This window comes from Candidatus Eisenbacteria bacterium, assembly GCA_016867495.1.
Lineage (GTDB): Bacteria > Eisenbacteria > RBG-16-71-46 > CAIMUX01 > VGJL01 > VGJL01.
Genome location: VGJL01000078.1, coordinates 1 through 11587, shown reverse-complemented (window position 1 = coordinate 11587; position 11587 = coordinate 1). Strand labels below are relative to the sequence as shown.

Sequence of the window (11587 nt, the reverse complement as noted above, 5' to 3'; positions counted from 1 at the left end):
CGCGCCGACGAATCCGAGGCGGAGCCCGACCGGCGACGCGAGCCCGTAGGCGCGCTCTTCCGTCCCGGCCTTGCCGAAGTCGATCACTCCCCCGTGCAGGATCCTCCGGAACCTCGGCTCGCGCGATTGGTAGGCATCCCCCTCTTGGACGGCCGCCTGCTCCCACCGCGGAATGGCGATGAAGCCGCGCACGCGCGCGTAACGATGCGTCCACGACGCGCTCGCCCCCTCGAAGGTGTAATCGGGGCCGAGGATCTCCTGGCTCCGGTAGCTGACTCCGCCGGACCCGGGACCGCAGCCGCATCCGCTCGCCCCGCCCCCTATCGGCGGCGCATCCTCCGCGTCCCATCGCTGAAGCGCGAAGGGAGAGACGCGAAGCGCATAGGCGCCGAGCGCTGCCGAGAAAGCGCCCGACTGCATCCTCAACGTCGCCGTCCCGTGGCGGCTGCTCAACTGCTCGGCCCCCTCGGTGAGATACGCTTCGTCCTCGTTGCTGACGCGGAGCCAGGGCTCGAAGGTGATCCCCCTCGCGAGGTTCCAGGCCAGCCTGAGATCCCACCGGTGCAGGAGCAGCGCGCCGTTCTGAAGCTCCTCGCCATAGAGGCCGGTGTCGAAGGGACGCGCTCCCTCGGTCGAGATGAGTCGCATGCGTCCATCGACGCGCAGCGCGGGCCATCCCGAAGGGCTCGCGAAGTTCCCCGCCTCGGGCCGCGCGGCCATGCGCACGGGCCGCAGGCTTCCGGCCTCTTGCGATGCGCCTTGCTCGGCCGGCTGCGTCCTATCCTCTTCGGCTGCCCCTCGATCGACTGGCCGCGGCTTGTCCCCCTCCGGCGCCTCCGCGCGAACCACCACGCGCGCGACCGGCATGACGGGGCTGATCAGATCCGGGACCTTGTCGTCGAACGCCGCCCGGATCGTTCCCCCGCGATCGATGACGAAGATGCCGATATGCCGGAATCCAAGCTCATACGCGGAGGCGCTCTTGCGCGCGTAGTCCCACAGATGCGGCGTCACGATCTCCTTGTCCCACAAGAGATCGCGCAGGATCTGCGGGTCGTCGGGCCCGAGCAGGATCCCGAATACCTGTCCGCCCATCGGCAGAAGGGAATCCGATAGGACCGTCGATTGAAGCGCCACGCTTCGGCAATGCGAACACCCGCGATCCCAGATGATCAGGACGGTCACGGGCGCCTCGGCGAAGATCTCCGAACCGACTTCCGCCTCCCCCTCGATGATGCTGGGCAGGCGGAACGCGGGCGCCGGATCGCCGGGGGCGAGGGCCGATGCGTGCGGCGGGACGCATAGCAAGAGCCCGATCGCGACCGCCCACGTCGCCCACCAGATTGGACTGCGGATCTTCCTGGTCACTTCCGCCCCTACCCGATCGCCTCCTGGGCCGCGCGGATCCGATCCTCGAACTCGCGGAAGGCTTCGTCGAGGACCCCGGGATCCAGGAGATCGATCCCGGCCTGCGCCAGCAGATCCTGCGGCGTCCCGCTCCATCCGCCGCGCAGGAGATCGAGATAGTGGGGAAGGAACTTCCGTCCTTCCCGCTTCCACTTCCGGTAAAGAGCCAGGACGACGACCTGGCTCAGCGCGTAGCTGTAACAATAGAAGGGATTGAAGACGAAGTGCCCCACGGCGGCCCATCCGACCCGGTCGTTCTCGATCGGCTCGACATGGGGACCATAGTGGAGCCGCGCCATCTTCTCCCACAGCTCGCAGAGCCCCTCGGCCGTCAGCGGCTCGCGCGCCGCCTTCTCATGGACGGCGATCTCGAACTCGGTGAAGAGAAGCTGCCTGTGGACGACGCCGATGAACCTCTCGGCTTCCTTGACCAGGAGCTGCTTGCGCAGGTTGGCGTCGCTGGAGGTCTCGATGATCTGGTCCCGCAGGAGGCACTCGCCGAACTCGGAGGCCGTCTCGGCGATCACCTTGCTCATGCTGTAGGCCTGGAGATAGGTCTGCGCCGAGCCGCTCAGGACGAAGTGAACGCCGTGCCCCAGCTCGTGGGCGAGCGTCACGAGCGAGCTCATCGTGTCGACGTAGCTCATCAGGATGTGCGGCTTGTGCCCGGGGACGGGGGCGCAGAAGGCCCCTCCTCGCTTCCCCCGGCGGGGGGCGGCGTCGAGCCGTCCCTCTTCGAAGAAGCGCCCCACTTCCTCGCCGAAGGACGGATCGAGGCGCGCGAACGCCTGCTGGACGAGATCCCTCGAGTCCGACCAGGGGATCGCGACGGGAGCGATCCCGGGATAGGGGGCCATCAGGTCGCAGGTCCGCAGGCGCGGGACCCCCAGCTTGCCGGCCTTGTACTGGTAGTAGCCGTGCAGGACCGGGAGGTTCCTGCGGGCCGCGTCCAGCAGGTTGCGAACGACCTGGCTCGGGATCTCGTTCGGAACGTTCTCGACATCGATCGGCTCCGCGTAGGAGCGGATCTCCTGCTCGACCCCGTGATCCTTGACGACGTTCCCATAGAGGAAGCCGAAGATCCGGATCTGCGCGTGGAACGTTTCGTTGATCCGCTGTCTGGCCTTGAAGCGCAGCTCGGGGTCCTCCCCTTCCTGCAGGGCGATCAGAGAGGCGAAGGTCATCGGCTTCTCGACGCCGTCTATGAAGAGACTCCCGAAGTTGAGCCGCGCGGCGTACTCCTCGCGGAAGCGGACCTGCGCGTCGCGCCCCCCGATGTTCTTCTTCAGGATGATCTGCTCCTCCGCCTCGGAGAGCGTGTGCGGGGCGAGGGACATCTGGTAGCGCAGGTAATGCCGGTAGCGCTTGAGCGCCGGGTTGTCCGAGAGCTTCGCCAGGACATCCACCGGGAGCCTGCGCAGCTCGAGTTCGGCGAAGACCAGGCGCGCGCTCCAGCGGCTCTGCCGCTCGCGCATCCGCGCGTTCAGCGCGGCGAGCTTCTCGTCCTCCTGATTCGCCGCGGCGGCGAGGGCGGCGAAGACGACGAGCCGGTCGGCCTGGAACTGGATCTTCTCGTACTCCTTGAGGACCTTCTCGACGTGCGCCGCCCCGACGGTCGGCTGCGAGAGGCTCCCTCTGTAGGACTGAAAGTCCTCGACCAGCCGATCGACCGTCGCCTCGTCGCCGGCGATGTTCGGATCCTCGGGGCCGGAGTAGAGATGGGTCAGATCCCAGCGGACTGCATCCACGCCAGTCGCGATAGCTTCGTTCATGGGTCCTCCTGTCCGCGGAGGATCCTAGCACAGGGGGGCGGATGGGTCATCGGATCGCATCGCGCCGTCTGGGACCGTTACCGGCGTAGCAGGCCGGGTCAGAAGGGCAAGATCCTGACGAGTTCTGCCGAGTCTGCGGCTACAACCGGAAGTGCGCCATCGGGCTGCTCAACGGCCCGCGGCCCGCAGATCGTCCCCACCAACCTGGATGCCGCGCAGTTCTACAAACAGTCGCTCGGTGATCGACGTGCTTGCTTCGGTCTGGGAAGCGGCCGGCCATCCCTGGTCGGTTCCTCTCAAGGCCATCCCTTCCCTCTGGCTGCCGCAGAGGAGATTCAGGATGAGGCGATCAAGTGTCGGTATTGCGGTGAGTTCCTTGATGGTTCCACCTCATCAACACATCAGCGGACAAGGTCCAACTCCTTGTACTGGAGGACGGAGAGTTGTACCCTGCTAAAGAAGATATGTGAGTACTGGCAACTGGATGCTGTCGAACATCAACGTCAAGCGTACAGACAAGCAAAGAAGCCGACGATGAAGCAAGCGCCGGACTGGAGGAACCCATGAATGCCCGGATGTTCATCCTCGATCTGTGCCTCTTGAGCATCTTGACGGTGCCAGGCTGCGCAACGAACACTTCAACTCAGAACCTGTCTGCTGCAATCATGATCGGAAACGGCAACGAGCTCGTCTACCAGACGTGGCTGTCTCCTGAAAGGGTCTATTCTGGCGGCGCCAAGGTCCTGCTGGAATGGCGGCACGGCATCACTTCCATCAATGGTAACGTGTACAAGCCCCATCCGGCATCCCCGCCGACAACGTATCCTGTGGACTCGCTTCAGAAGTTGTACGGGAATGTGCCTTACATCAACGACTACGTGAGCACCCATCCTGGCGATGCTGAGACTGTCTGGAACCAAGCCTGTCTGACGTGGAGTAGCATGAAACAATCACTTGCCAAGGAAGCTCAAGACCTCTATGCAGCCAACATCAAAGACTTGACTCCACCAGAGGCTGCAATGCACTCCATGAACCTACTACTCAAAAGTCGGCTGGTGCGAGATGTCCGGCTCGACTCGACTGTCGAAAGCTCTTCTCGCCAGCAAGTCCTTTGGATTAGCTGGGAAGGCACGGAAGACGAGTACTGGGTTGAACTGAATGAAACCGTGGCGATCCCGAGCGCCCAGGTAGCCATGACAAGAGAAGACTTCGCCCTGTTTGTGAAGAACCTCTCCCTCCTAGAGAAAGGAGGACCAATCCGGATTGAGCTCAGGTTCGGAAACTACACTCAGGTCAATCTTGCCAGAACAAGGTAAGGTACCAGTAACCGGGGGGATCCCCTCCTTGTCGCAGCGCTCGCCGCGATCCCACTTCTCATACTCCACGCAGAACCTCCAGACATCTACATAGTCTCTACGGCAACGAACGGCCCTCCGGGACTTGAGACCTTTGTCTCCAATGCCTTCTCGGACCGCCCTAAGTTCTTCAAGACGGTGCAGTCCTTGAGAATGCGCTGCAAGAGACGCACGCCGACTCTGCGAAGGCGCAGCAGTCCCTTGAGCGCGCAAGGGTCTATGCGGAGGCATGACCAGACTGAGCATCTGAGGCGGCCCGACCTTCTGCTCGGGTCCGTCGGGGGCGGGCAGTTGTCGCCACCGTCTCGGTCGGTTCCGAGGGTCCCTCGCATCCGATGGTGAGCCCGATGATGACGATGAACGCTGCCATGATGACGAGCTTCGGTGTTGGTGGGCTGGCTCATGCCGCGGCCCACTAGGGTAATCCGATGTAAGTCACCTCCTCTCCATGGAAACGGCCTCTTTCTGCTTGACCTCACGCAGGGTTCCGATGCGGTTTCCCGGCGAGATCATGAGGCTGCCATAGGCGGTCAGCCAGTTGAGCTGCGGGTGCTTGTCAGAGTTCGGGATCGGATCCGCGAACACCTCCGGCACCCAGGTACTGGCATACAGTTGAAGGGAATCACCGAAAGCTGGGATGTTTCGAGAGTCCATCAGCCACGACTCGAAGTTGGTCGCAGCAATGGCTGACGACTGCCTCTGCCACTCCAACCCCTTTTTCCACACGGTGTACTTCACCGTCGGGATGCGGCTGCCGTTGCTGGAGATTATGTACTGGGTACGGATGGTCTCGTCCCGCGACATGGACACCGTCGTGGCGGTCCAGCCCGGATACGTCACCTCCGCCCAGCCGTCCACGCCGGGGGTGCGCAGATGGATGGTCTCGCCGCGTGCGGCGGGGGTAAGCACGCCGGTGTAGCTCGAATCCTGCACGACCTGTACGGAATAGACCGTCCACCCCAACCCGTTGGTTTCCGTCTTCTCGATTGCCGTGACAATGCCCATCACAGCTCCGTCAGGTGTCGGCGGCTGGACCTTGTTGTTGCATCCCTGGGCCGAGCTGGCCATCAGCAGGAGGCTGATGGCGATCCAGAGAAACGACCTTGTATTCATCACTGCCTCCTTCATCGGACGCCGGCCGTTTTCCGGATGGCGGCGGTCTGAGGACCAGCCATCAAACGGGCGAAGTATACACCCCTGGCGACGCCGTTGATCCGTTCGGACCACCATTCCTGCTGTGCCGGAACCGGGCGGTTCCAGCTTTGACGGCCGGCCGGGTCGTAGAGGGCGCGCGTTCCGGACTGTTCGAGTCCGCTGCCAGAAACCAAGCCGGTCTGGGAGCTGACGGCGAGCTGAAGTTGGTCCGTGGCGTTGCTGGCCGGGACGTCGGCTACCGGCCGGTAGATCGTGACTCGGATCCGGTAGGGACTTGGCGCCCGGCTGTAAATGGACTCGGCGGGCCGGCCTGGTATCGGATCCGGAGGCGTGTAGACCTTGAACGTCCACCGCCCCGGCTCAAGCGGGAACTCGTCGATGCTGCCCGTTCTGCTGTTCGTCGCCCAACTGGTTGATCGAGCCGAGATGAATCGCTCCCGCTGTGGCCAGGTTGGGAACGTTGCGCTCGGCGATCCGAAGGCCGGCCCGGCTAAGGCCAGGAGCAGGCAGAGACCTAGTGCCGCGCGCAGGACGTCTACCTGCCCCTGAGTCGGCTGACGTAGTTGTCGGCCGACGGTCCGGCCAGCTTCTGTCGCCCGCCCTCGGTCAAAAGGTAGACCTTTGCGTGGTCGCCGGTCTTCCCAAGGAAGGACTGAAGCGAGAGGACCAGTTGACAGGCGGCGTCGTGCGTTAATGTCCGGCGGTCAGTCTGATCGTCCGGCGGACGCTTGGCGTCGACATAGAAGCAAGCAGGCTCCGGGTCGGCGCCGGTCCAGAACACGATCAGTTTGACATACTCAGGTGTCACTGAGTCAACCCGGACCGAATCGATGATCGGCGCGTTCCGGTAGATCAGAGCAGTCTGTTCTGCGGCAGTACGCGCCTCGGCCGTCGGCCAGACAGTCAGCCAGGTTCGGTAGGCTTCACGGCTGATGGCGTCGCGTTCTCCCAGGTATGAACCGACCGCTGCAATCAAAGGGTCGCCCCGTTGGACGGCTCGTTGAACCGCCGGAACCTCGGTGAAGACGCGCGCTAGTTCTTCGGTCACGATCACAGACCTCGGCGGTTGCGGATACGGCTCGCCCTCGATCAGGATCGGGCCGCCATCCTTCCAGTCGACCAACAGATCAGCATCGGTCCACCAGATCACCGTTCCGTCGGTCCGTTCGTAGACGAAGTAGTTCCCGCTAGGGACATCGATCAACGTCGGGAAGTCGCAAGCGGAAACAGCTGCTGGCGCCAGAAGCGTCAGACAGCCGAGGATGAACCACCAGGCTTTCATGGCGCGCCTCACTTCCCGCCGAGCTCGTCGACGACTTTGCCATTCAAGATGCGGAGATGATCTCTTTGGCCTTGCAGGATGTCGATGACGTCTAACAGGGCAGAGGTCTTGCTGCGCGAGTCTCTATAGATGCGCATCTCCGGGGGAAGGAGAGGACGTTCTGCAGTGACAAAGAACACGAGCGCATCGTCGTTGAGCAACCGTACAAAGACCTTCGCCATGACGATGTTCCCGCGACGGATTGACTTTCTTGTCGCACGTCCCTCGTCAGGACCTGCGGGCCCGACAGTGAGGACTTCGAAGCTCTCCCCGTGCCAGTAAATGATATACGTATCCTTGTCTCTTGTCGCAACGATGCTGTCCGCGAGGCCAGTCTCCGTGCAGAGCCTGGCAAGCTGCTCAGCCAAACTTGTGGGATCGGTTTCCCTAATGAGCCTGACTATTTCTTCCCCGAAGTCGAACTTCTCTCGGATTTCTTGAGAAACCGGGGGCGGTGTGGCGTCAGGATCGGGAAACACCTGCAGATTGAAGTCTCTAGTTGACGTCCTTACGACCAATCTCAGGCCCGTGACGACAAAGGACACCTCCCTGCCGTCAAAGGGCCCGTTGCCGTAAACGAACAGCGTACCACGCAGCGGAACGAGCGTGGTATCTGGCAGATCTGCCTGCGCAACTCCTACGAGGGTCGTGAGAAGCGCGCAGAAGACAAGTGCTGCTTTCATTTCTCAACTCCCTTCCGGCTTCTCAAATAGAAAGATGGTTCCCACCCCGGAGTGGAGAGCGACACGGCTGCGATGTCACGGGCAATGCTGGAAACGCGCGGAGCTCCGATGCCTCGCACCTTCCCTCCCCCTCGGTTGTCCGGTGGTCTGTGCCGAGCTCCCGTGCGCCAGCATGTTCGCCGACACCCCCAGGGAGATCGATCTTGCCTCCCCGTGATCGATCGCAGCCGACGGACCCCGATCGAACCAACCCCTGCGCGATCTGAGGAGAGCAGGAAGCCTGCCGCTCCGCGGATCTTCGCAGGAATCCGCAACCGCTTGACCGGCGGGAGAATCGGCCGATGCCATCGCTCGCCGAACCGGCAGGCGACGTGAATGATACGGGGGAAGCGACATCCGGCGACGTCGCTCATCCGGATGTCGCTATAGCCATCAAGTTCGCTACCACGGGTAGTGATCTTAGGACTGCAACTCCAACCCGGGTCCTCCCTCTTCTGGGGTCTCTTCTCGGGCATCGGATGAGCAGGAGGGCATCGGCATCGCGCGGCAATCATGTCCCTCGCTGACGTTCGGAGGTCGCTCTCGGACCTCACATCGCCCTCTCTGCCGCCCACGTGGAACAATCGCGGAGTACGCGGGGTGTTCGCCTGGTGGGGCGTCGTCTAAAGCTCCCACCAACCCTCGCTGACACCGTGGAAATACAGATCACACATATCGTCCCAGCCCATGCCGCACAGCTCGGCAATGAGGTTCCAGCCCATCGCCTGACCGCCGGGCGAGATCTCGACAGTCGTGCCGCCGGGAGTCTGTTTCATCTCGACGTTCGGGACGAGGGGAAAGACAAGCAACGCGACCGAGAAGATGATGACCGTGCAAAGCCCTCTCATGGGATTCTCCTCCCTGTAGCCTTACGGCTGCCTTTGGCGGCTGTTGACCGCCTGTTTGCCGCGGCTGTGCTGCTGCACCCCGATGTCACTGAGCCGCGGACACTCGCGGGCTGGACGGGTTTTCGATCGCCAGGCCAACGACGTCCTTTTTTCTCCATGTCTTCCCAGTCGCAGTTCGCCCAGGAAAGCAGAGAATGAGGTTGTAGCACTCTCTTCCGTCCGGTATCGGCTTGAGGAGTGCCGTTGAGAGAAACACGGAGTTCGGGGCAGACCGGCCGACGGGCGAGAGATGGTCCGAGGGAACGAGCCACTGGGTTGCCCAGACCGTCTCGCCGGATTCGAGATCCAACCCGGCATTCCAAGTGATGGTCACTCCGTGCGCGTCGGGCAGCGGAACGAGCGCCGCCCTGTAGAGCCGCTCCTCCGGATGTTCGAGCATGTAGTCGATGACGGACCCGAACCACGGATCCGCTCTGTCCCTGACTCTCGCCATGTCTGCATCTATGGCCTTGAACTGCTTCTCGATGAGTACGCGGAACGCGAAGTCCTTCGTCTCATAGCAGAGAGGCTTATCGCCGCAATCTCCGGCGAGCGCTGGCGCGGCGATGACCACCACGAACAGAAAGACAAGCAGCGCGCTCATGATTCCTCCATGTTCTCGGCTCATGAATCCGGCGACTTCGACAGCTCCATTGAGTTTTCAATGATCAGGAAACCTGCCTGTTGCGGATTGCTCGATGCCCAAGGGCCCTCCCCTATTCGGCGAGAAGGTGTTCATACATGACGAGATGCTCCCCAAGTCACCTGGAACCGCGACCGGAGGTGGGCCGATAGGCCACGCCAAGCGTTTTCGCATGTGGATGAACCAAACACAAGAACTATATGCGTTCAGCCTATTGATTGTTATGAAAGCAGTCAAGGCCAGTCGACGCCACGCTCCAGCATCCGCTTGATCGGCCCGAGCCTCAGCCTCCATGCGGGCCGGGGACTCCTCGGGTGCGCTGACCTACTGGCGCAGGCCGGCGAGCTCGGTGTGCTTCTCCGTGCGGAGTTATTGATTCCCGCAGAAGTAATGCCCTACACAGGTCACAAAGAAAGGCCGGTCTGGCGAATGAAGGAATGGAGCAAGCGGGGCTGATGGCGGAGTCGGGAGACATGACGGTGGGCGACATCGGCCAGGTCGTCGGCGTCGGGCGGAGCGTAGTTCGCCAGGGGATTGAGTTTCGCGTGGCTCCAGACCGCCTCGACCGGCTTGAGCTCCGGCGCGTAAGCCGGGAGGTGCTCGGTACGCAACCGGGGATGGCGACGGAGGAAGCTCTTCACGGCACGCGGCGAGGAAGAACGCGGCGAGGAAGAACTAGACAGCCTGCAGACGCCCAACTATACTGTTCCGTGCCTAGAGGTCCCCGGAGACTGTTGCGGATTCGATCACGACACCTCTGACGGTGAGAGTTCCCCGGGTCGGAGGCCGTATGTGCATCGCAGATGCGGTGTTCTGCACGAAGCCCGGATTCAGGCGCCATGTCCGCAGCGGGCCGCCAAGGGGATCCTCTCGCAATCTCGCGGCGCAGCATCTCAAACGGACTCTCCCGATGCTCTCTTGAAGGTCCCGCAGTTCACTGACGATCGTGGATAGGGAGGTGTGTATGAACGCCCGCCTGGTGCTTCTGGTGATGCCGCTCCTCGGGCTGCTGGGCCCGATAACGGGATATTGTGAGGAGTGGTTCGGATATCCGATCCCGACGCTGGAGGACCGGGACCTCTCGATCGTCCGAACCGGGGACCTCAACGGAGACGGTCTCACGGACATGATCACGCCGCGGGGGAACCTGTATCTAGCCTTCGTGGCCTCTCCGGACGGACGGATGCATCTGAGGAGCAGTTTCGCAGCCGAGGGTGGACTTCTTTCTTTCTTCACGCTCATCGATGGTGACGCGGACGGCGACTTGGACGTTGTTGCCATTGCGTTGGGCGGGGGCTACGCTGACCTTTGGGCAAACGATGGAACGGGGGTCTTCACGAACAGCGGCATGAGCTGGTGGGTCGTGGAAACCCTCGGGGCCGGCGACGTGGACGGAGATGGCCGAGATGACCTACTCATGGAGGAGGCGCCTGGCTGCTGCGCAGGCGTGTGCTTCAACGGCGAGAGTGGCCTTGAGAATCCAGATGAGTGTGGATTGCCGGTCATATTCATGGAGGACGGCGATCAATATCAGCGGATCTACGGGATCGGTGTTGCCGATTTCGAGGGGGACGGTCTGAGGGATCTATTTGTAGTCGGCACTCTCAGCGGCCTGTCGGGTGGTGGGGCGATCGTGCGATGGCGGCCCTATCTCGGGAACCGTCAGTTTGGGAATCTCCGGACTTACAAAGCTCCCGTCGCGGCCGATTCCTTTGACCATCCGTCGACTGGGGATGTTGATGGTGTCGGAGGTGATGAACTGGCTGTGCGCCGTTCTTCGACGAACGCAGTTCAGATCCTCACGTATGAGTCAGGCACGGGCACGCTCACTCCGTTGCCATCACAATTCCCAAGCAGAGCTCCGTTCTTGTTAGATCTCAACGGGGATGCGGTGCTTGACCTGGCGCTTTCGCGGGCCTACGTGGGGCCGAACCACGACAAGACCCGTATCTACCGTGGACTTGGGGATGGGACTTTCGCCTTTGTCCAGGATTTGCACGGGGCGACGGGGATTGGCTTCGGCACCGTGATCAACAGCGTGAGGTTGGATGCGATTTCTGTAAGCGCCGGTTACGAGACAGATCCTAACATCGCCGTCTGGCCGAACATCTTCTGCCAGGGTGCGGGAGTCGACGATGGCGAGAGCGCGCGGGACTCCTTCCGCGTCTATCCTTCCATCGCGACGAGTTGGGTCGAGATCTCGCTTCCGGAGGCGGGGCTCCTAGTGGAGATCATAGACATCCAGGGTCGATGCCTGAGGAGCGTCGTCGCCTCGGACCGGCATATGCGGTTGGATCTGACGGACCAGCGCGGCCAACGGCTTCT

The 11587-nt window shown here is 62.3% G+C and carries 9 protein-coding genes; 2 read left to right on the top strand and 7 right to left on the bottom strand.

Annotated elements, in window-relative coordinates:
• Positions 1 to 1503, bottom strand: a 1503-nt coding sequence (locus FJY88_08430; protein ID MBM3287359.1) for a redoxin domain-containing protein, incomplete at its 3' end; no start/stop codon positions are given.
• Positions 1377 to 3179, bottom strand: coding sequence for a M3 family oligoendopeptidase (locus tag FJY88_08425; protein ID MBM3287358.1), 1803 nt, complete (start codon positions 3177 to 3179; stop codon positions 1377 to 1379). The genes FJY88_08430 and FJY88_08425, both read right to left, overlap by 127 nt.
• A gap of 563 nt (positions 3180 to 3742) precedes the next feature.
• On the opposite strand from FJY88_08425, the gene FJY88_08420 reads away from it, so the two are divergent.
• A complete protein-coding gene (locus tag FJY88_08420) occupies positions 3743 to 4495 on the top strand; it encodes a hypothetical protein (protein MBM3287357.1) in 753 nt (250 codons plus the stop codon).
• Positions 4496 to 4969: 474 nt separating this feature from the next.
• Here the strand turns inward: FJY88_08420 and FJY88_08415 are convergent, their stop codons facing one another.
• The 5 genes from FJY88_08415 to FJY88_08395 form a co-directional block, all read right to left on the bottom strand.
• Complete coding sequence (locus tag FJY88_08415; protein MBM3287356.1) at positions 4970 to 5647, bottom strand: hypothetical protein; 678 nt, start codon at positions 5645 to 5647, stop codon at positions 4970 to 4972.
• Positions 5648 to 6224: 577 nt separating this feature from the next.
• Positions 6225 to 6971: a hypothetical protein gene (locus FJY88_08410; protein ID MBM3287355.1), complete on the bottom strand. Its 747-nt coding sequence runs from the start codon at positions 6969 to 6971 to the stop codon at positions 6225 to 6227.
• A gap of 8 nt (positions 6972 to 6979) precedes the next feature.
• Positions 6980 to 7693, bottom strand: a complete 714-nt coding sequence (locus tag FJY88_08405; GenBank protein ID MBM3287354.1) for a hypothetical protein — start codon at positions 7691 to 7693, stop codon at positions 6980 to 6982.
• A 662-nt stretch (positions 7694 to 8355) separates the two neighbouring features.
• Positions 8356 to 8580, bottom strand: coding sequence for a hypothetical protein (locus FJY88_08400; protein ID MBM3287353.1), 225 nt, complete (start codon positions 8578 to 8580; stop codon positions 8356 to 8358).
• A gap of 85 nt (positions 8581 to 8665) precedes the next feature.
• Complete coding sequence (locus FJY88_08395; protein ID MBM3287352.1) at positions 8666 to 9223, bottom strand: hypothetical protein; 558 nt, start codon at positions 9221 to 9223, stop codon at positions 8666 to 8668.
• A gap of 1003 nt (positions 9224 to 10226) precedes the next feature.
• On the opposite strand from FJY88_08395, the gene FJY88_08390 reads away from it, so the two are divergent.
• Positions 10227 to 11587, top strand: a 1361-nt coding sequence (locus FJY88_08390; protein ID MBM3287351.1) for a hypothetical protein, incomplete at its 3' end; no start/stop codon positions are given.

Excerpts from the sequence above, each read along its gene's own strand:
- FJY88_08395 (MBM3287352.1), bottom strand. The coding sequence starts at position 9,223 with ATGAGCGCGCTGCTTGTCTTTCTGTTCGTGGTGGTCATCGCCGCGCCA.
- FJY88_08410 (MBM3287355.1), bottom strand. The coding sequence starts at position 6,971 with ATGAAAGCCTGGTGGTTCATCCTCGGCTGTCTGACGCTTCTGGCGCCA.
- FJY88_08415 (MBM3287356.1), bottom strand. The coding sequence starts at position 5,647 with ATGAATACAAGGTCGTTTCTCTGGATCGCCATCAGCCTCCTGCTGATG.
- FJY88_08425 (MBM3287358.1), bottom strand. The coding sequence starts at position 3,179 with ATGAACGAAGCTATCGCGACTGGCGTGGATGCAGTCCGCTGGGATCTG.
- FJY88_08405 (MBM3287354.1), bottom strand. The coding sequence starts at position 7,693 with ATGAAAGCAGCACTTGTCTTCTGCGCGCTTCTCACGACCCTCGTAGGA.
- FJY88_08420 (MBM3287357.1), top strand. The coding sequence starts at position 3,743 with ATGAATGCCCGGATGTTCATCCTCGATCTGTGCCTCTTGAGCATCTTG.
- FJY88_08400 (MBM3287353.1), bottom strand. The coding sequence starts at position 8,580 with ATGAGAGGGCTTTGCACGGTCATCATCTTCTCGGTCGCGTTGCTTGTC.